Origin of the sequence: Mesorhizobium sp. B2-3-13 (assembly GCF_006442195.1) — a bacterium.
GTDB classification, from domain to species: domain Bacteria; phylum Pseudomonadota; class Alphaproteobacteria; order Rhizobiales; family Rhizobiaceae; genus Mesorhizobium; species Mesorhizobium salmacidum.
In genome coordinates, this window is record NZ_VFVQ01000007.1 from 81,661 (window position 1) to 99,874 (window position 18,214).

Below are 18,214 nucleotides of genomic sequence, written 5' to 3' on the forward strand. Positions count from 1 at the left end.
GAGAAGGCATATGCACTTGAACGGCGTGGGCTGGATCGCAGCCATCATCATCGGCGGCCTGGCAGGCTGGTTGGCCGAAAAGGTTATGAAGAGCAACACCGGCATATTCATGAATATTATCATGGGCATCGTTGGCGCTGTGGTGCTGAATGCCATCCTGCAGGCGCTCAACATCGGCGTGTTCGGCGTCGGCTGGACCGCCTATCTGATCACCGGCTTTATCGGTGCCTGCCTGTTGATCTGGGTCGGTCGTCTGGTGCGCCGTTAATCGATATCGCTCCGGCTATGCCAAAACGGCTGTGGCGGCATGCGCCGCCGCAGCCTTTTTCTTTGTGTTGAAAAGTCCTAGATGACGTGAAAGTGACGATCGCCGACGAGCGGTCGCGAGAAAAGCCAGGGTTCAGATGGTCACTGTCCTCGACACGATCGCCAACGCGCCGCGGCTGCGGCATCCCGAGAAAGCGCACAAGCCCGACCAGGAGGTGTTGCGCAAGCCGGACTGGATCCGCGTCAAGGCGCCGGTTTCGAAAGGTTATGCCGAGACACGCGAGATCGTGAAATCGCACAAGCTGGTGACCGTATGCGAAGAGGCCGGTTGCCCGAATATCGGTGAGTGCTGGGAAAAGAAGCACGCCACCTTCATGATCATGGGCGAGATCTGTACGCGCGCCTGCGCCTTCTGCAATGTCGCCACCGGCATCCCGACCGCGCTCGATCCCGACGAACCGGCCCGGGTCGCGCATGCCGTCAAGCAGATGGGCCTTACCCATGTCGTCATCACCTCGGTTGACCGCGACGATCTCGCCGATGGCGGTGCGCAGCACTTCGCCGATGTCATCCGTGAGATTCGGGCGGCAACGCCTCTGACGACGATCGAAATCCTGACGCCGGATTTCCTGCGCAAGGACGGGGCGCTGGAGATCGTCGTGGCGGCCAGGCCCGACGTCTTCAACCATAATCTCGAAACTGTGCCGTCGAATTATCTGAAGGTCCGGCCGGGCGCCCGCTATTTCCACTCGATCCGGCTGCTGCAGCGGGTCAAGGAACTCGATCCGTCGATTTTCACCAAGTCCGGCATCATGGTGGGTCTGGGCGAGGAGCGGAATGAAATCCTGCAGTTGATGGACGATCTGCGCTCGGCCAATGTCGACTTCATGACCATCGGCCAATACCTGCAGCCGTCGAAAAAGCACTATCCGGTGATCCGTTTCGTCACGCCCGAGGAATTCAAATCCTTCGAGACGATCGGCAAGACCAAGGGTTTCCTGCTGGTGGCGTCGAGCCCGCTGACGCGCTCGTCGCATCACGCCGGCGACGATTTCGCCCGGCTGCGCGCGGCGCGCGAAGCGCAGCTCATGAAAGCGCTCTAATGCATGTCGCCCAAAAGTGACCTCGGTTTTGGGAGAACGACGTGCATAACGACAAAGACTCTGAAGCGCGTCGCATGACTCCGTTTCGACGCGACGTGCTTTAGGGCCGGTTTCATGCCGAAATTCGAAGCCACCCGCCGCGTCGCCCACACGCCTGAGCAGATGTTCGCGCTGGTCGCCGACATCGAGACGTACCCGCAATTCCTGCCGCTTTGCGAAGCGCTGACGGTCCGCTCGCGCAAGGAGCGTGACGGACGCACCATCCTCGTGGCCGATATGAGCATCGGCTACAAGGCGATCCGGGAGACCTTCACGACGCAGGTGCTGCTCAAGCCCGAAGACAACGCAATCGATGTGAAATACATTGATGGCCCGTTCAAATATCTGAGCAATGTCTGGCGTTTCGAGCCAGACGGTGCCGGCTGTACCGTGCGCTTCTTCATCGACTATGAATTCAAGAGCCGCATCCTGGGTGCGCTGATGGGCACGATGTTCGACCGTGCCTTCCGCATGTTCGCCGAGGCTTTCGAAAAACGCGCCGACGTCATCTACGGCAAGACACCGGCGGCCTGACTCGCGCCAAGCGCCTGCAAGCCGAGCTCGAGTGCATGGTTGACCGTTTCCCGGCGGATGAAGTTTCGGCCATTGTCGGCAAACAGCTTGTATTCAGCCGTCACCGGCTGGCCGTTCACCGCAACGCCAAACCAGACCAGCCCGACCGGCTTTTCCCTAGAACCGCCACCCGGACCGGCAATGCCGGTGACGGCCAGGGTCAGCCCGGCGCGTGAACGGGCGAGCGCGCCGGCTGCCATTTCGATCGCTGTCTCGCGAGAAACCGCGCCATGCGCGTCAAGCGTGGCGGCGCGCACGCCGAGCATGTCCATCTTGGCTTCATTGGAATAGGTGATGAAGCCGCGATCGACCACGGACGAAGAGCCGGCAATATCGGTCAGCGCGGCAATGATCATGCCGCCGGTGCAGCTTTCCGCGGTCGCCAGCATGATGCCGCGCTCCCGGCAGGCCTCAAACAGGGCGATTGCCAGGTCGCTGTTGGTCATTCCGGAACCTCGCCGGGAAACACCACGCTGGCGGTTGCGATCGCCGCGATGCCTTCCTCGCGGCCGACGAAGCCGAGCTTCTCGTTGGTTGTCGCCTTGATCGAGATGCGGTCGGCGGAAATGCCTAGCATCTGGGAAAGGACCGCCGTCATCGCCTCGCGGTGCGGGCCGACACGCGGTGCCTCGCAGATCAGCGTGATGTCGGCATTGGCGATGCGCCCGCCGCGCTCGCGCACCAGCCTTGCCGCATGTTCGACGAATATCCGCGACGCAGCACCTTTCCACTGCGGATCGGAAGGCGGGAAGTGCGTGCCGATGTCGCCGGCCCCGCAAGTCGCCAGCAGCGCGTCGGTCAGGGCATGCAGGCCGACATCGGCGTCGGAATGGCCCGACAATTTTCTGTCGTGCGGAATGGCCACGCCGCAGAGCGTGACATGGTTGCCGGGCTCGAAGGCATGGACGTCATAGCCATTGCCGGTGCGGATGTCGGGAAAGTGTGCCCGCTCGCTGGAAAGTCGCTGATGCGCCATGGCGATGTCCCGTGCCCATGTGAGTTTGACATTGTCGGGCGAGCCGGGAACGAGCTTCACCGGCATTTGCATCCATTCAGCGATCGACGCGTCGTCGGTAAAGTCGGTTTTGCCTCTGTTATAGGCTTCCTCATGCATCGTCATGATCGCGAGGAAGGGAAAGCCTTGCGGCGTTTGCGCCGCGTGCAGCCCGCTCCTGGGGACTGTTTCGCCGACCATGCCGGTGGCCGATTCGCGTTTCAGCGTGTCGGCAACGGGCAAGGCGGGAAGCGCGCCTTCGCCCTCGCCGATGGCCGCGATGGTGCGGTCGATCAGATCCATGTCGACAAAGGGGCGCGCGGCGTCGTGGATGAGGACCTTGTCCGGCGCGTAGCTTCTTAGCGCGTGCAGCCCGAGCCGAACCGAATCCTGTCTGGTTGCGCCTCCGGCGATTGCCGTCACCCGATCGGCATCGGTGCCGACTGCTTGCCGAAAAAGCTCCTGGTCCTCGGCATGAATGGCCACGACGATCCGGCCGATAAGCGGGTGCGCCAAAAAAATATCTATGACACGAGCGATGACGGCACGTCCGCCAATTCGTTGATATTGCTTCGGGCCATCAGTCTGTCCGGCACGCGCGCCGCGACCGGCCGCGACGATAACCACCGCGACTTTGCCACCCGGATCCGGAGCCTGATTTTCAGTTGCGCCAGTCATTCAGTCTGGTCCTAGTCGCGGCTAAGGCCGAAGGCCAGCATTTTCCCAATTGCGCCTTAATGTGGCGTCATTCCGCGTTGCACATTTCTCTCGATCTGGCTAGAGAATGTGCAACGAATGGACATGCTTGGTTTTTGTGCATGGTTAACTTGATCAGATTGGCCGCGCCTCTCGACGTCGGCGGCGTGAGAATCCGCAACCGCGTCTTCCTCGCGCCGATGTCCGGGATTACTGATGAGGCGTTCAGACAGCGCGCCCATGCGCATGGCGCCGGTCTGGTCGTGTCCGAAATGGTGGCCAGCGGCGAACTCGCCAAGGGCAGGGTCGGCTGCGACCTGCGCATACGTCATTCCGGCCTGCCCGTCCATATGGTGCAGCTTGCCGGCCGCGAAGCCAGGCATATGGCTGAAGGCGCACGGATCGCCGCCGGCGAGGGCGCCGACATCATCGACATCAATATGGGCTGTCCGGCCAAGAAGGTCACCGGTGGCTATGCCGGCTCGGCATTGATGCTGGACCTCGACCACGCGCTCTCGCTGATCGAGGCCGTTGTCGCCGCCGTCAAGGTGCCGGTAACGGTCAAGATGCGACTGGGTTGGGACGACGCCGCACTTAACGCTCCCGTCCTGGCCCGCCGTGCCGAGCAGGCGGGCGTCAGGATGGTCACGGTTCACGGTCGTACACGCTGCCAGTTCTACCAGGGCAAGGCGGATTGGCGCGCCATCGCTCGCGTCAAGGAGGCCGTTTCCATCCCGGTCGTCGCCAATGGCGATGTCTGCTCCCAGGCTGAAGCCTCGGTCATTCTCGAACAGTCCGGCGCCGACGCAGTGATGGTCGGCCGCGCCCATTATGGCGCGCCGTGGGTCGCCGGCAGCATCGCTGCGGCTGCCGGCGGGACATTTTCATCCGGCATTCCCGAGACCCCGCAAGGGCTCGCCGACTATGTCGTCGCCCATTACGAGGACATACTGGCGCTTTACGGCATCGAGAGCGGCCTGCGGCAGGCGCGCAAGCATCTGGGCTGGTATCTCGATCGACATGCCGGCGGTGTCGCTGGCGAGAGTAGAAAAGCGATAATGACCGCACTCGAGCCGGCTCGCGTCATTACCTTGCTGCGCGATGTGTTTTCGCGCGATCCGCAAACCTTGAACCTGCGGAGCGCCGCATGACCGCCACCGCTGGCCAGGGCACCGAAATGGCCGATGCCGCCCAGATCGTGCTGAACACGATCCGCCGCCCGGTGATCATGCTCAGCGAGGAAGGCTTTATCACCTTCGCTAACGCCGATGCCGAGGATTTCTTTCGCTCCAGCGCGACCATGCTGGCGCGCAACACCCTGTCCAAGCTGATACCCTTCGGCAGCCCGTTGCTGACGCTGGTCGACCAGGTGCGCGAGCGCCGCGCGCCCGTCAACGAGTATCGGGTCGACGTCTCGTCACCGCGCCTCGGCATCGAAAAGGTCGTCGATCTCTATGTCGCGCCGGTGCCGGAATTTCCGGGCTCCGTCGTCGTCATGTTCCAGGAGCGGTCGATGGCCGATAAGATCGACCGGCAGATGACGCATCGCGGCGCCGCGCGCTCGGTGACCGGCCTGGCGGCGATGCTGGCGCATGAGATCAAGAACCCGCTCTCCGGTATCAGGGGTGCTGCCCAGCTGCTCGAACTGTCCGCATCCGATGAGGATCGTGCGCTGACGCGACTGATCACCGACGAGACGGACCGCATCGTCTCGCTGGTCGACCGTATGGAGGTGTTTTCCGACGAGCGGCCGATCGATCGCTATCCCGTTAACATCCACGTCGTGCTCGATCACGTGAAAGCGATCGCAAAGAATGGTTTCGCGAAGAAAATCAAGATATTGGAGGATTATGATCCTTCGTTGCCTCCGGTATTCGCCAACCGCGACCAGCTGATCCAGGTGTTCCTCAACCTGATCAAGAACGCCGCCGAGGCAATCGGCAGCGATCCGCAGGGCGAAATCGTGCTGTCCACCGCCTTCCGGCCCGGTATTCGGGTTTCGGTCCCGGGCACGCAGGACCGCGTATCGCTGCCGCTGGAGTTCTGCGTGCGCGACAATGGTTCCGGCGTCTCGGAAGATATCCTGCCGATCCTGTTCGATCCCTTCATCACCACCAAGCCGAACGGCTCGGGGCTTGGGCTGGCGCTGGTGGCCAAGATCGTCGGCGAACATGGCGGCATCATCGAATGCGATTCGACGCCGCGCGCGACAACGTTCCGGGTCCTGATGCCAGCCTGGAAAGAAACGGCGCTGGGCGCCGATCAAGACGGCGAAGGAGACCGCAAATGACGGTTCGCGGCAATATTCTCGTCGCCGACGACGATGCGGCGATCCGCACCGTACTCAATCAGGCCCTGTCGCGTGTCGGTCACGAGGTGCGCGTCACCTCCAACGCCTCGACCCTGTGGCGTTGGGTGGCGGCAGGCGAGGGTGACCTCGTCATCACCGACGTCGTGATGCCGGACGAGAACGCTTTCGACATGCTGCCGCGCATCAAGAAGGCGCGGCCGGAACTGCCCGTCATCGTCATGAGCGCCCAGAACACGTTCATGACGGCGATCCGCGCTTCCGAGACGGGCGCCTACGAATATCTGCCGAAGCCCTTCGACCTGACCGAACTCCTCAACATCGTCAATCGCGCGCTATCCGAGCCCCGGCGGCCGAAGATCGATGCCCGGCAAGAAGAGCAGCCCGAGACGATGCCGCTGGTCGGCCGTTCGGCCGCCATGCAGGACATCTACCGCATGCTGGCGCGCATGATGCAGACCGACCTGACGGTCATGATCTCGGGCGAATCGGGCACCGGCAAGGAACTGGTGGCGCGCGCGCTGCATGAGTATGGACGCCGCCGTGGCGGTCCATTCGTTGCCATCAACATGGCGGCGATCCCGCGCGACCTGATCGAATCGGAATTGTTCGGCCACGAGAAGGGCGCGTTCACCGGAGCGCAGAACCGCTCGACCGGCCGCTTCGAGCAGGCAGAGGGCGGCACGCTGTTCCTCGACGAGATAGGCGACATGCCGATGGAGGCCCAGACGCGCCTGCTGCGCGTCCTGCAGCAGGGCGAGTACACGACGGTCGGCGGCCGCACGCCGATCAAGACCGATGTGCGCATCGTCGCTGCCACCAACAAGGACCTGCGCACGCTGATCAACCAGGGCCTCTTCCGCGAAGACCTTTTCTATCGCCTCAACGTCGTGCCGCTCAGGTTGCCGGCGCTGCGCGAGCGCTCCGAGGATGTGCCCGATCTGGTGCGCCATTTCTTCAAGCTTGGCGAAATGGAGGGGCTGCAGACCAAGCGTATCTCTTCCGGCGGCATCGAACTGATGAAGCGCTATCCATGGCCAGGCAATGTGCGCGAACTGGAAAATCTCGTTCGCAGGCTTGCCGCGCTTTATTCGCAGGACGAGATTTCCGCCGAGATCATCGAGGCGGAGCTCAAGACAGGTGAGCGCCCGGTGGTACCAGGCGCCGGCAACCTCATTCCCGACGATCTTTCCATTGGCCAGGCAGTGGAGCACTTCCTGCAGCGCTATTTCGCCTCCTTCGCGGGCGAATTGCCGCCCGCCGGTCTCTACGAGCGCATTCTGTCCGAAGTCGAATATCCGTTGGTGCTGGCTTCGATGACGGCAACCCGCGGCAACCAGATCAAGGCCGCGGAGCTCTTGGGCCTCAACCGCAACACCTTGCGCAAGAAGATTCGCGAATTGGGCGTCAACGTCTACAAGTCATCCCGCCAGACCTGAGCCGGCGCCGGGCACACGATCTTTTCAGGGGACCGAACGGGGAAAGAGTCCCGTCGCCGTCACACTTGTTGCATAATCGCCACAATGCGTTGCATAGATCGGATGCAATCACTGGCTCTACACGGCGACATGGCTCCGCAGACACCTGTACTCAACCAACCGCTTTTCAGCGAACCCGGCGCGCGCGACGGACGCCGGCTGCTGGCGCTGCCCGGCGTGATCGCGGTCGTCGGCGCCCTGGCCATGGCGGCTATTTCGTTCGCCATACTGGTCGGAGCGACGCCGATTGCGCCGGACGCCAAGGCAACATGGGCGCTGATCGCACTCAACGCCGCCTTCGTGGTCTTCCTGATTGCGCTGGTCGGGCGCGAGGTGCATCGCATCGTCATGGCCCGCCGCCATGGCAAGGCGGCTTCGCGCCTGCATGTGCGCATCGTTGCCATGTTCGCGCTGGTTGCCGCCATTCCCGCCATCATGGTGGCGATCATCGCCTCGATCACACTCGATATCGGCCTTGATCGCTGGTTTGAGATTCGCACCAAGACAATCGTCAATTCTTCACTCTCGATCGCCGACGCCTATGTGCAGGAGAACGCGCGCAACCTGCAGGGCACGACATTGTCGATGGCCTACGATCTCGATGCCTCCCGCTCGCTTTATGGCCTCGATCGCACCGGCTTTCTCGATCTCATGAACAAGGAAGCCGTAGGCCGCTCGCTGGCGCACGCCGCGCTGATCAAGCCCGACGGCTCCTTCGTCATGAGCGCCAAGACCGATGCCGATTTCGCCATGCCGGAACCGCCGGAAGGCGCGGTTGCCACTGCCACCGACGGCAAGCCGGTCCTGATCGAGCCGCGCACGCGCAACATCATGGGCGCCATCGTCAAGTTGCGTGAGATCGAGGGCCTCTATCTCTACACCATCCGTCTGGTCGACCCAGAGGTGATCAAGGCGCGGCAGATCGTCAGGTCCAACACCGACGAGTATCGCAATCTCGAGGACAACAGGCGCACCTCGCAAGTGGCATTTGCGCTGCCCTACCTGTCGTTGACCCTGATCATTATCCTGTCGGCGATCTGGACCGGCATAGCCGTCGCCGACCGGCTGGTGCGGCCAATCCGTCAGCTGATCGGCGCCGCCGATGAAGTCGCGACCGGCAATCTCGATGTCGCGGTGCCGGTGCGGCCGTCCGATGGCGATGTCGCCTCGCTCGGCGATACCTTCAACAAGATGCTGCTGGAGCTCAAATCACAGCGCAACGAGATCCTGTCGGCGAAGGACCTGATCGACGAGAGGCGGCGTTTTTCGGAAGCCGTGCTTGCCGGTGTCACCGCCGGCGTCATCGGCGTCGACCCTTACGGCATCATCACCATCGTCAATCGGTCTGCCGAATCGATGCTGGCCATTTCCGCCAGCGCGGCACTTGGGCAAAACCTTTCCGCGATCCTGCCGCATGTCGGCCGTGTCTTCGAGATTGGACGCAAGTCCGGCAAGCCGGTCTACCGCGAGCAGGTGACTTTCTATCGCGCCGGCGCCGAGCGGACCTTCAATGTGCAAGTCACCATCGAGGCCGGCGACGACGGCTCTGAAGAAAAATCCTATGTCGTGACGGTGGATGACATCACTGATCTGGTTCAGGCCCAGCGTTCATCCGCCTGGGCCGACGTGGCGCGACGCATTGCCCACGAGATCAAGAATCCACTGACCCCGATCCAGCTTTCCGCCGAGCGTATCAAGCGCCGCTATGGCAAGGTCATCACCGAAGACCGCGAAGTTTTCGACCAGTGTACCGACACTATCATCCGGCAGGTGGAGGACATCGGCCGCATGGTCGACGAGTTCTCGGCTTTCGCGCGCATGCCAAAGCCCGAGATGAAGGCCATCGACCTGCGCGAATCACTGCGCGAAGCTTCCTTCCTGGTCGAAGTCAGCCGCGCCGATATCACGTTCGAGCGGATATTCGGCAATGAGCCGCTCAAGGGCACTTTCGACAGCCGGTTGATGGCCCAGGCCTTCGGCAATGTGATCAAGAATGCGGCCGAAGCGATCGACGGACTGGAACAGAAGGACGGTTCGCACGGCATAATCCGGATTCAAGCCGGGCGTCAGAATGGCGCGATTCGCATCGACGTCATCGACAACGGCAAGGGCCTGCCGCGCGAGAATCGCCAACGGTTGCTGGAGCCTTATATGACCACACGTGAAAAGGGCACCGGGCTTGGTCTCGCTATCGTCAAGAAGATCGTGGAGGACCATGGCGGCAGGCTGGAGCTCCATGATGCACCTGCGGATTTCCACGGCGGGCGCGGCGCGATGATCAGCGTCATCCTGCCGCCCGCAGCCGCCGCGCTGCCGCGCGGCGAAAGCAGGGCGGACCACGAAAGAGAAACTGAAAAGGTCGATAATGGCGTCTGATATTCTCATCGTCGATGACGAGGAAGACATCCGGGAACTCGTCGCAGGCATCCTGAGCGACGAGGGTCACGAAACCCGCACGGCATTCGATGCCGACAGCGCACTGGCGGCCATCGCCGATCGAGCGCCGAGGCTGATCTTCCTGGACATCTGGCTGCAAGGCTCGCGCCTGGACGGATTGGCGTTGCTGGACGAGATCAAGACTATGCACCCGAACCTACCCGTGGTGATGATTTCAGGCCACGGCAACATCGAAACTGCGGTTTCCGCCATCCGTCGCGGCGCGTATGACTTCATCGAGAAGCCATTCAAGGCCGACAGGCTGATCCTCATTGCCGAACGTGCGCTCGAGACCTCGAAATTGCGCCGCGAGGTTTCCGACCTCAAGCTGCGCAGCGGCGAGACCTTCGACCTGATCGGCATGTCGTCGGCGATGAGCCAGTTGCGCCAGACCATCGAGCGCGTCGCGCCGACCAACAGCCGCGTGATGATTATTGGTCCCTCCGGCTCGGGCAAGGAACTGGCGGCCCGCGCCATCCATACGCTGTCGACCCGCAAGGGCGCGCCCTTCGTGACGCTGAGCGCCGCCAACATCACGCCCGAACGCATGGAGATCGAACTGTTCGGCACCGAATCGAACGGGGTCGAACGCAAGGTGGGAGCGCTGGAGGAAGCCCATCGCGGCATTCTTTACATCGACGAAGTGGCCGACATGCCGCGCGAGACGCAGAACAAGATTTTGCGCGTTCTGGTCGAACAGCAGTTCGAGCGGGTGGGCGGCACAAAGCGGGTCAAGGTCGATGTCCGCATCATTTCCTCGACCTCGCAGAACTTGGAGGCGATGATCGCCGACGGGCGCTTCCGCGAGGATCTTTACCACCGTCTCGCCGTGGTTCCGGTCATGGTGCCGGGGCTGGCCGAGCGGCGCGAGGACATTCCCTATCTCGTCGACAATTTCATGAAGCAGATCGCCCGCCAGGCCGGCATCAAGCCGCGGCGTATCGGCGACGATGCGCTGGCCGTGCTGCAGGCGCACAACTGGCCGGGCAACGTGCGTCAGCTGCGCAACAATGTCGAGCGGCTGATGATCCTGGCGCGCGGCGAGGACGTCGACGCGCCGATCACCGCGGATCTGCTGCCGTCCGAAATCGGCGATGTCATGCCGCGCACGCCCAACCAGTCGGACCAGCACATTATGGCGCTTCCCCTGCGCGAGGCACGAGAGCAGTTCGAAAAGGACTACTTGATCGCCCAGATCAACCGGTTCGGCGGCAACATCTCGAAGACGGCCGAGTTCATCGGCATGGAGCGCTCCGCCTTGCATCGCAAGCTGAAGTCGCTGGGCGTCTGACGCGCGGCGTCCGTGAGATGCGCCTGGGCCAAGCATTTGCCGGTTACGGCGGCGGCGGAATCGCATAAGAAAGCCCGAGAATTTTCCAGGGGTCGCCAATGCCGCGCATTGCCTATGTCAACGGGCGCTACGTCGCTCATGCCGACGCTTCCGTGCATATCGAGGATCGCGGCTATCAATTCGCCGATGGCGTCTATGAGGTCTGCGAGGTGGCGCGCGGCTTCATCGTCGACATGCCGCGGCACCTTGCCCGGCTGAACCGCTCACTGACCGAACTGTCGATCACCTGGCCGGTGACACGCAATGTGTTGCCGCTGATCCTGCGCGAGGTGGTCAACCGTAATCGTGTCGTCAACGGTCTGGTCTATGTTCAGGTGACGCGCGGTGTCGCCAGCCGCGATTTCGTCTTTCCGGCGGCGGACACGAAGCCGGCCTTGGTGGTGACCGCCAGGAAGGCGGATCCTGCCGCCGGCACGAAACGGGCTGAGACTGGTATCGCCGTCATCACCGTACCCGAGAACCGCTGGGACCGTGTCGACATCAAGAGCACCGGGCTGCTGCCCAATGTATTGGCCAAGCAGAAGGCCAAGGAGGCCGGCGCTCAGGAAGCCTGGTTCGTGGACACGGATGGCAACGTCAAGGAAGGTGGCTCGTCGAACGCCTGGATCGTTACCAGGGATGGGGTTCTGGTCACCAGGCCGGCCGAACATGGCATTCTGCGCGGAATCACGCGCACCACCATGTTCGAAGTCGCGGCGAAACTTGGCCTGAAGATCGAGGAGCGTGGATTTTCCGTTGCCGAGGCCAAGACGGCTCGCGAAGCATTCATCAGTTCGGCGACGACTATTGCCATGCCAATCGTGACCATTGACGGTGATCCCATAGCCAATGGGCACCCCGGCTCAATAACACTTTCGTTGCGGCAGGCCTTTTTTGACATTGCGGAAAAAAGTCCAGCCTGATAACCGCACAGGTGGAATGAACATCAATATATCTCGTTCTGCTTGTCGTTACTGACGGCAAGAGGGTGTTTGCGCGCTTGACATGTGCCCGTTAATTTGGCGCATTGGCTGCAAACCGAAGGGGATCGGCGAAAGACAAAAACAATGGCGGAACGATCGCAAAACCTTCAGGACCTGTTCCTGAATTCAGTTCGCAAGAGCAAGAACCCGCTCACCATCTTCCTTATCAACGGCGTGAAGCTGACCGGCGTGGTCACTTCCTTCGACAACTTCTGCGTCCTGTTGCGCCGCGACGGCCACTCCCAGCTCGTCTACAAGCACGCCATTTCCACGATCATGCCGAGCCAGCCGGTTCAGATGTTCGATGGCGAGGAAAGCCAGGGCGCCTGATTGGCACGTGAGAAGGACGCGGACGGCACGGTTCGCGGAAAACCAGCGCATCATCCCGGGACGGAAGCCAAAGGTCCGACCAGGGCCGTTGTCATTGTGCCCGTGCTTACCCGCCAACCGCGTAATGACGATGACACGAGCCGTCCCCGGCTGACGCGCTCGGCCGAGGCGCGCCACGACGAAGCAGTCGGCCTTGCCCGAGCCATCAACCTCGATCTGATCCATACGGCGGTCGTAACCGTCAACGATCCACGTCCGGCGACGTTGCTCGGCAGCGGCAAGGTCGAGGACTTCGGCCAAATCGTGAAGGAGGGTCACGCGGAAGTGGTCATTGTCGACCATCCCCTGACCCCGGTGCAGCAGCGCAATCTCGAGAAGGAATTCAACGCCAAGGTGCTGGATCGCACGGGGTTGATCCTGGAGATCTTCGGCGAGCGGGCGCGCACCAAGGAAGGCACGCTGCAGGTCGAGCTTGCCCATCTCAATTACCAGAAGGGCCGCCTAGTGCGCAGTTGGACCCACCTGGAGCGTCAGCGTGGTGGTGCCGGCTTCCTCGGCGGCCCCGGTGAAACGCAGATCGAATCCGATCGGCGTCAGTTGCAGGAAAAGATCATAAAGCTGAAGCATGAGCTGGAAACCGTGCGCCGCACTCGCGACCTGCATCGCGCCAAGCGCAAGAAGGTGCCGTTTCCAGTGGTGGCGATCGTCGGCTACACCAACGCCGGGAAGTCGACGTTGTTCAACAAGCTGACCGGAGCAGGGGTGCTGGCGCAGGACATGCTGTTTGCCACGCTTGATCCGACACTGCGCCGCGTGCGCCTGCCGCATGGAACGCCGATTATCCTTTCCGACACGGTGGGCTTCATCTCGGACCTGCCGACGCATCTGATCGCGGCTTTCCGGGCGACCTTGGAAGAGGTGGTCGAGGCCGATCTCGTCCTCCATCTGCGCGACATTTCCGATCCCGACACGGCGGCGCAGGCCGAGGATGTCGAGCGCATCCTCGCCGACCTCGGCGTCGACGCCAGCGACACCAAGCGCGTGATCGAAGTCTGGAACAAGATCGACCTGCTGGACGAAGGCAACAGGCAGCGGCTGCTCGCCGACGGCGCCGACGGCAGCAAGGAGCCGCCAATCGCAATATCGGCGGTATCAGGCGAGGGCATCGATGCGCTGAAAGCGATCATCGAAACGCGGATGGCCGGCGAGCTGCAAGATCTGACGGTGACGATCGAGCCGGCCCAGTTCGGGCTTCTCGACTGGCTCTACCGCAATGGTGATGTCGTTTCGCGAACCGACAATGACGACGGCAGCGCCACCATCTCGCTCCAGGCCACGCAAAGCGCCCGTGAAGAGATCGAAAGCCGGTTGCGCCGCAAAAACAACGGCTAAGGCGCGGCAATTCCAGGGAAAGTGTATCGCGGCTTTTGTCTAGGATTGCCGAGCTATAGGCTTACTTCGCGGTTTTTGCATCCTGCCAGAGCGCTTCCATTTCCTCCAGGGTAGCTTCCTCTAGCGAGCCGCCTGATTTTTCCAGGGCCTGCTCGACATAGTGAAAGCGCGAGCGGAATTTTTCGTTCGTTCCGCTCAGCGCCGCCTCCGAATCGATCTTGAGGTGACGACCGAGATTGACGACGGCAAACAACATGTCGCCGAACTCGTCCTTGATCTCAGCCGTTTCGCCCTTGGCCAGAGCCTCGCGCAGCTCCCCGATCTCTTCTTCGATTTTATCCAGGATAGGAGCAGCCTCGCTCCAGTCGAAGCCGACACGGGCGGCCTTTTCCTGAAGCTTCAAGGCTCGCGTCAAGGCGGGCAGCGCGACCGGAACACTGTCCAGGAATCCCTTGCCATTGTCCTCCGGGTCGAGGCCGCGCGCGAGGCGGGCTTGCCGCTTCTCGGCCTTCTCCTGCGCCTTGATCTTCTCCCACATGCCCTTGGCCATGCCGGCGCTGCGAGCCTTCTCGTCGCCAAAGACGTGCGGATGGCGGCGGATCATCTTGGTGGTGATGGCCTGGACCACGTCAGGGAACGCGAATTCACCGGCCTCCTGCGCCATCTGGGCATGGTAGACGACCTGCAGCAGGAGGTCGCCAAGCTCGTCGCGCAGGTCGTCGAGATCGCCGCGCGCGATGGCGTCCGCCACTTCATAGGCCTCTTCGATCGTATAGGGGGCGATGGTGGAGAAATTCTGCTCGATGTCCCACGGGCAGCCGGTCTTCGGCGCGCGCAACGCCGCCATGATCTCGATCAGGCGTGAAATGTCTTTCGATGACGTCATGTAGCGGATGCTACAGCGCGAACCGCCGCACTGCCAACGCTGTCAGCCGGCGAGGGGACCTTGTCCACAATTGCACTGCATCCGCTTCGTCAGTCGAGCACGGAAACGATCGCCTTGGCGAGGTCATCCATGCCGTCCTCGGGCAGGCCGGCCACGTTGATGCGGCTGTCGCCGACCATGTAGACAGCGTGCTCGGCGCGCAGCCGTTCGACCTGCGCTTCCGTGAGGCCAAGCCGGGAGAACATGCCGCGATGACTGGCAACGAAGTCGAAGCGGTCGGAATTGGATTGCCGGCGCAGCGCCTCGGCGAACGCGACCCTAAGCCTCAGCATACGCAGGCGCATCTCTTCGAGCTCTGCTTCCCAGTCGGCACGCAGCGTGGCGTCCTCCAGCACGATGCGCACCGCGGCCGCACCATGGTCCGGCGGCATCGAATACATAGCGCGCGCCGCCGACAGCATCTGGCTCATCGCGACGTCTGCCTGCGCGCCGTCCCTGGCCAGGACCATCGCCGCGCCGACGCGGTCGCGGTAGACGGCGAAATTCTTCGAGCAGCTCGACGCAATGACCATTTCCGGGACTTTCGCGGCCAGTAGCCGCAAGCCGAGGGCGTCGGCCTCGAGGCCGTCACCAAAGCCCTGATAGGCGATGTCGACAAACGGCAGCAAGCCACGCTCGACCATCAGATCCGTGACGGCCTCCCACTGAGCCGCATCCAGATTGGCGCCGGTCGGGTTGTGGCAACAGCCATGCAGCAGCACCACGTCGCCGCTGTCGGCCGTCCGCAATGCCGCCAGCATGTCGTCGAAACGAACCGCACCCGAGGCCGCATCGAAATAAGGGTATTCGCGAATCCGCAAGCCGGCGGCACGCATCACCGGCATATGGTTCGGCCAGGTCGGGTCGGAGACCCAGACTGTCGCGTCCGACCGTGTGCGCTTGAGCAATTCCGCTACCAGCCGCAGCGCGCCGGAACCGCCGGGCGCCTGTGCCGCACGGATGCGCGACAGGTCCGCACCCGGACCGAAGGCGAGCTTGGCCATCACAGTGTTGAAAGCGGTATCGCCGGCAAGGCCGAGATAGGTCTTGCTATCCTGTCCCTCCAGCAGCCGCTTCTCGGCTTCGCGCACGGCGCGCATGACCGGCGTCTTGCCGTCGCGATCCTTGTAGACGCCGACGCCGAGGTCGACCTTGCCAGGGCGTGGATCGGCGCGATAGAGGCCGATCAGCGCAAGAATTTTGTCGGCGGGAGCTGGCTGCAGGTCTTCGAACATCATTATGGTTCCATTGGCGCGGCGGAGTGATACGCAAATTGGCCAGGTTTCACCAGAGGTTTCGGTGCGCCGACGCGAAAGGCGGCACCTGTTGCAGCTTCCACAAACTTCAGAGGAAGCATGCTCCATGCTCGTCCGTCTGACCATGATCTGCGCCGGCGCCACGGCGGCGACCCGGAAAGGATCGTTTCCTTCGGATGAACCGCTGGAGCCACGATCGCTGACATTGGCAAAGGCGGTGCGCGGGACGCTGCGTCGGGCCGACCGTGTGTGGACAGCGCCGGCGCTTCGCGCCTGTCAGACCGCGGAGGCGCTATCGCTGGATGCGTCTGTCGATCCGATGCTGGCAGACCAGAACTACGGTCGATGGGCAGGCAAGAGCTTCGACGAGGTGCAGGCGCAACAGCCGGACGAGATCGCCGCCTGGCGCACGGATCCGAATGCGGCCCCCTATGGTGGTGAATCGCTGGCCGACGTTGCCCAACGGGCCGCTGGATTGATGGATCGATTGATCGCCGAACGTGGTCACACGATCGCTGTGACGCACGCCAGCGTCATCCGCACCGCGATCCTGCATGTTCTCAGCGCGCCGCTTGCCGCCAGTTGGAAGATCGACGTCGAGCCGCTGAGCATCACCGATTTTCGCAGCGATGGCCGCAGGTGGATGCTGCGCGCCTGCGGCGTAACAGCTCTCAAACCGGCAAAACCGCTTGGGAGCTGAGACGCGAGCCGCGGCGATATCCTCCAGCAAAGAAAAGTGGCCCCGGGATTAAAACCCCCACATGCTCCGTAAACAGGACATGAAACCGTCGATGCCACGCTTTGACATCATAGGACAGCTCGGGTCGCTGCGGCGCTACGCGCGCGCGCTGACGCGCGACGGCGTCGAGGCCGAGGATCTCGTGCATGACGCGCTGGTGCGCGCCTATGAGCGGCGCGGCACCTTCCGCTCCGGCGGAAACCTGCGGGCATGGCTGCTGTCGATCGTCCACAACACCTTCATCGACCGCATGCGTTCGCGCCGCTCGGAAGCGGCACGTCTCGAACAAGCCGGATATCTGGCCGACGGCAGCACGCCGGCGCCGCAGGAACATTCCGTGCGCCTGGCGCAGGTGCGCGAAGCCTTTTTCAGCCTGCCGGAAGAGCAGCGCTCGGCGCTGCATCTGGTCGCCATCGAGGGGCTCTCCTATCAGCAGGCCGCCAACGCCAGTGGCGTGCCGCTGGGTACGCTGATGTCGCGTATCGGCCGGGCGCGCGCGGCCTTGCGCCAGATGGAAGAAGCGCCAGCGCGGGGCCAAAATCATCTCAGGATCGTTGGAGGTGACTCATGACCGCTCTTGTCGACCCGGTTACGGACGCCGATCTCGACGCCTATGTCGACGACCAGCTTGATGTCGCCCGCCGCATCGAGGTCGAGGCTTTCCTGTCCGCGCGTCCGGAGGCGGCCGCGCGCGTGATGTCTGATCTGCGCACCCGCGACGAACTGCGCGTGGCGCTGGCCGGCTCCGAGGGCATGGCGCGGCCGGCGACGGCCGATGCGGCGCGGCGGCTAGAGAGGGGACTTGGCCGGGGTCGCATCTTCGGCGTGCTGCAACGCGCCGCGGCCGTCGCCGCCTTCGTTGCCGCCGGCTGGCTCGCCAACGGTATCGTCGGGCCGATGTCGGTGACAAAGGTCGTCGCTTCGCCGCAGCTGCCCGCCTATGTCGACGAGGCTGTCCAGGCACACAGGACGACGTTGCTGCGCGAAAACATGCCCTCGCAGGCCGAGGCGCCCAATTACAACGCCGGCGAGATCCGCGCCGCCACCGCCATCGTCATGCCGTCGCTGCCGAAGGACTGGAAGGTCCGCGACGTGCAGATCTATCCGTCGCGCTTCGGCCCGAGCGTCGAGATCGCGGTTGAAACGAAGGAGATGGGCCTGGTGTCGCTGTTCGCGATCCGGCCGGGCACTTTCGATGTGGTCAAACCGACCTTCGCGCCCTCGGGCGATATCTCCTCGGCCTATTTCCAGGTCGGCGATGTCGCCTATGCGGTTGTCGCGAAGAGCGGGGTTCATGATCTCGACCGCGCCGCCGAAACGCTCGCCAGAACGCTTTACTGACCCATCCACAAAGGAGACCTCAAA

The 18,214-nt window shown here is 62.8% G+C and carries 18 protein-coding genes; 14 read left to right on the plus strand and 4 right to left on the minus strand.

Annotated features, from left to right (window positions below):
- Positions 1-10: 10 nt before the first annotated feature.
- The 3 genes from FJ941_RS10525 to FJ941_RS10535 all read left to right on the plus strand — a co-directional run bounded on the left by FJ941_RS10525 (position 11) and on the right by FJ941_RS10535 (position 1,943).
- Entirely contained in the window at positions 11-268 is a 258-nt protein-coding gene (locus tag FJ941_RS10525) for a GlsB/YeaQ/YmgE family stress response membrane protein (RefSeq protein WP_140505266.1), read from the plus strand.
- Positions 269-404: 136 nt separating this feature from the next.
- Positions 405-1,370, plus strand: coding sequence for a lipoyl synthase (gene lipA, locus FJ941_RS10530; RefSeq protein ID WP_140505267.1), 966 nt, complete (start codon positions 405-407; stop codon positions 1,368-1,370).
- A gap of 114 nt (positions 1,371-1,484) precedes the next feature.
- Positions 1,485-1,943 (plus strand): type II toxin-antitoxin system RatA family toxin, encoded by a 459-nt coding sequence (locus FJ941_RS10535; protein ID WP_140505269.1) that lies wholly within the window; start codon positions 1,485-1,487, stop codon positions 1,941-1,943.
- Here the strand turns inward: FJ941_RS10535 and FJ941_RS10540 are convergent.
- Complete coding sequence (locus tag FJ941_RS10540; protein ID WP_140505270.1) at positions 1,919-2,428, minus strand: CinA family protein; 510 nt, start codon at positions 2,426-2,428, stop codon at positions 1,919-1,921. The genes FJ941_RS10535 and FJ941_RS10540 overlap by 25 nt on opposite strands.
- Complete coding sequence (locus FJ941_RS10545; protein WP_140505272.1) at positions 2,425-3,654, minus strand: bifunctional 2-C-methyl-D-erythritol 4-phosphate cytidylyltransferase/2-C-methyl-D-erythritol 2,4-cyclodiphosphate synthase; 1,230 nt, start codon at positions 3,652-3,654, stop codon at positions 2,425-2,427. Before FJ941_RS10545 ends, FJ941_RS10540 begins: the two co-directional genes overlap by 4 nt.
- A 140-nt stretch (positions 3,655-3,794) precedes the next feature.
- On the opposite strand from FJ941_RS10545, the gene dusB reads away from it, so the two are divergent.
- The 8 genes from dusB to hflX all read left to right on the plus strand — a co-directional run bounded on the left by dusB (position 3,795) and on the right by hflX (position 13,929).
- On the plus strand, positions 3,795-4,823 hold the full coding sequence (dusB, locus tag FJ941_RS10550) for a tRNA dihydrouridine synthase DusB (protein WP_140505274.1): 1,029 nt from the start codon (positions 3,795-3,797) through the stop codon (positions 4,821-4,823).
- Positions 4,820-5,962, plus strand: coding sequence for a nitrogen regulation protein NR(II) (locus tag FJ941_RS10555; protein WP_027142747.1), 1,143 nt, complete (start codon positions 4,820-4,822; stop codon positions 5,960-5,962). The genes dusB and FJ941_RS10555 overlap by 4 nt, the downstream gene beginning before the upstream one ends.
- On the plus strand, positions 5,959-7,419 hold the full coding sequence (gene ntrC / locus FJ941_RS10560) for a nitrogen regulation protein NR(I) (protein ID WP_027142746.1): 1,461 nt from the start codon (positions 5,959-5,961) through the stop codon (positions 7,417-7,419). Before FJ941_RS10555 ends, ntrC begins: the two co-directional genes overlap by 4 nt.
- 129 nt (positions 7,420-7,548) lie before the next feature.
- Positions 7,549-9,834: a PAS domain-containing sensor histidine kinase gene (locus FJ941_RS10565; RefSeq protein ID WP_181166015.1), complete on the plus strand. Its 2,286-nt coding sequence runs from the start codon at positions 7,549-7,551 to the stop codon at positions 9,832-9,834.
- Entirely contained in the window at positions 9,824-11,185 is a 1,362-nt protein-coding gene (locus FJ941_RS10570; protein WP_027142744.1) for a sigma-54 dependent transcriptional regulator, read from the plus strand. Before FJ941_RS10565 ends, FJ941_RS10570 begins: the two co-directional genes overlap by 11 nt.
- A gap of 98 nt (positions 11,186-11,283) precedes the next feature.
- The gene (locus tag FJ941_RS10575; protein ID WP_140505276.1) at positions 11,284-12,147 is read left to right on the plus strand and encodes a D-amino-acid transaminase; all 864 of its coding nucleotides are present in this window, start codon (positions 11,284-11,286) and stop codon (positions 12,145-12,147) included.
- Between the two features lie 144 nt (positions 12,148-12,291).
- A complete protein-coding gene (gene hfq / locus FJ941_RS10580) occupies positions 12,292-12,537 on the plus strand; it encodes an RNA chaperone Hfq (RefSeq protein ID WP_006202172.1) in 246 nt (81 codons plus the stop codon).
- Positions 12,538-13,929 (plus strand): GTPase HflX, encoded by a 1,392-nt coding sequence (gene hflX / locus FJ941_RS10585; protein WP_140505277.1) that lies wholly within the window; start codon positions 12,538-12,540, stop codon positions 13,927-13,929.
- A gap of 61 nt (positions 13,930-13,990) precedes the next feature.
- Here hflX and mazG read toward each other — a convergent pair whose 3' ends face one another.
- Both mazG and FJ941_RS10595 read right to left on the minus strand, forming a co-directional pair.
- Positions 13,991-14,815: a nucleoside triphosphate pyrophosphohydrolase gene (mazG, locus tag FJ941_RS10590; protein ID WP_140505279.1), complete on the minus strand. Its 825-nt coding sequence runs from the start codon at positions 14,813-14,815 to the stop codon at positions 13,991-13,993.
- 89 nt (positions 14,816-14,904) lie between these two features.
- Positions 14,905-16,089: an amino acid aminotransferase gene (locus FJ941_RS10595; RefSeq protein ID WP_140505527.1), complete on the minus strand. Its 1,185-nt coding sequence runs from the start codon at positions 16,087-16,089 to the stop codon at positions 14,905-14,907.
- A 127-nt stretch (positions 16,090-16,216) separates the two neighbouring features.
- On the opposite strand from FJ941_RS10595, the gene FJ941_RS10600 reads away from it, so the two are divergent.
- The 3 genes from FJ941_RS10600 (at position 16,217) to FJ941_RS10610 (ending at position 18,190) form a co-directional block, all read left to right on the plus strand.
- Positions 16,217-16,810, plus strand: a complete 594-nt coding sequence (locus FJ941_RS10600) for a histidine phosphatase family protein (RefSeq protein WP_140505280.1) — start codon at positions 16,217-16,219, stop codon at positions 16,808-16,810.
- Between the two features lie 91 nt (positions 16,811-16,901).
- Positions 16,902-17,420, plus strand: a complete 519-nt coding sequence (locus tag FJ941_RS10605; RefSeq protein WP_246673766.1) for a sigma-70 family RNA polymerase sigma factor — start codon at positions 16,902-16,904, stop codon at positions 17,418-17,420.
- Positions 17,417-18,190, plus strand: coding sequence for an anti-sigma factor (locus FJ941_RS10610; protein WP_140505283.1), 774 nt, complete (start codon positions 17,417-17,419; stop codon positions 18,188-18,190). The genes FJ941_RS10605 and FJ941_RS10610 overlap by 4 nt, the downstream gene beginning before the upstream one ends.
- Positions 18,191-18,214: the final 24 nt, after the last annotated feature.

What these genes read in the sequence shown, in the direction of transcription:
- FJ941_RS10595 (WP_140505527.1), bottom strand. Translation starts at nt 16,089, where the DNA reads ATGTTCGAAGACCTGCAGCCAGCTCCCGCCGACAAAATTCTTGCGCTG.
- hfq (WP_006202172.1), top strand. Translation starts at nt 12,292, where the DNA reads ATGGCGGAACGATCGCAAAACCTTCAGGACCTGTTCCTGAATTCAGTT.
- ntrC (WP_027142746.1), top strand. Translation starts at nt 5,959, where the DNA reads ATGACGGTTCGCGGCAATATTCTCGTCGCCGACGACGATGCGGCGATC.
- FJ941_RS10535 (WP_140505269.1), top strand. Translation starts at nt 1,485, where the DNA reads ATGCCGAAATTCGAAGCCACCCGCCGCGTCGCCCACACGCCTGAGCAG.
- FJ941_RS10610 (WP_140505283.1), top strand. Translation starts at nt 17,417, where the DNA reads ATGACCGCTCTTGTCGACCCGGTTACGGACGCCGATCTCGACGCCTAT.
- lipA (WP_140505267.1), top strand. Translation starts at nt 405, where the DNA reads ATGGTCACTGTCCTCGACACGATCGCCAACGCGCCGCGGCTGCGGCAT.
- FJ941_RS10555 (WP_027142747.1), top strand. Translation starts at nt 4,820, where the DNA reads ATGACCGCCACCGCTGGCCAGGGCACCGAAATGGCCGATGCCGCCCAG.
- FJ941_RS10525 (WP_140505266.1), top strand. Translation starts at nt 11, where the DNA reads ATGCACTTGAACGGCGTGGGCTGGATCGCAGCCATCATCATCGGCGGC.
- FJ941_RS10540 (WP_140505270.1), bottom strand. Translation starts at nt 2,428, where the DNA reads ATGACCAACAGCGACCTGGCAATCGCCCTGTTTGAGGCCTGCCGGGAG.
- dusB (WP_140505274.1), top strand. Translation starts at nt 3,795, where the DNA reads ATGGTTAACTTGATCAGATTGGCCGCGCCTCTCGACGTCGGCGGCGTG.
- FJ941_RS10600 (WP_140505280.1), top strand. Translation starts at nt 16,217, where the DNA reads ATGCTCGTCCGTCTGACCATGATCTGCGCCGGCGCCACGGCGGCGACC.
- FJ941_RS10575 (WP_140505276.1), top strand. Translation starts at nt 11,284, where the DNA reads ATGCCGCGCATTGCCTATGTCAACGGGCGCTACGTCGCTCATGCCGAC.
- mazG (WP_140505279.1), bottom strand. Translation starts at nt 14,815, where the DNA reads ATGACGTCATCGAAAGACATTTCACGCCTGATCGAGATCATGGCGGCG.
- FJ941_RS10565 (WP_181166015.1), top strand. Translation starts at nt 7,549, where the DNA reads ATGGCTCCGCAGACACCTGTACTCAACCAACCGCTTTTCAGCGAACCC.
- FJ941_RS10545 (WP_140505272.1), bottom strand. Translation starts at nt 3,654, where the DNA reads ATGACTGGCGCAACTGAAAATCAGGCTCCGGATCCGGGTGGCAAAGTC.
- FJ941_RS10570 (WP_027142744.1), top strand. Translation starts at nt 9,824, where the DNA reads ATGGCGTCTGATATTCTCATCGTCGATGACGAGGAAGACATCCGGGAA.
- FJ941_RS10605 (WP_246673766.1), top strand. Translation starts at nt 16,902, where the DNA reads ATGCCACGCTTTGACATCATAGGACAGCTCGGGTCGCTGCGGCGCTAC.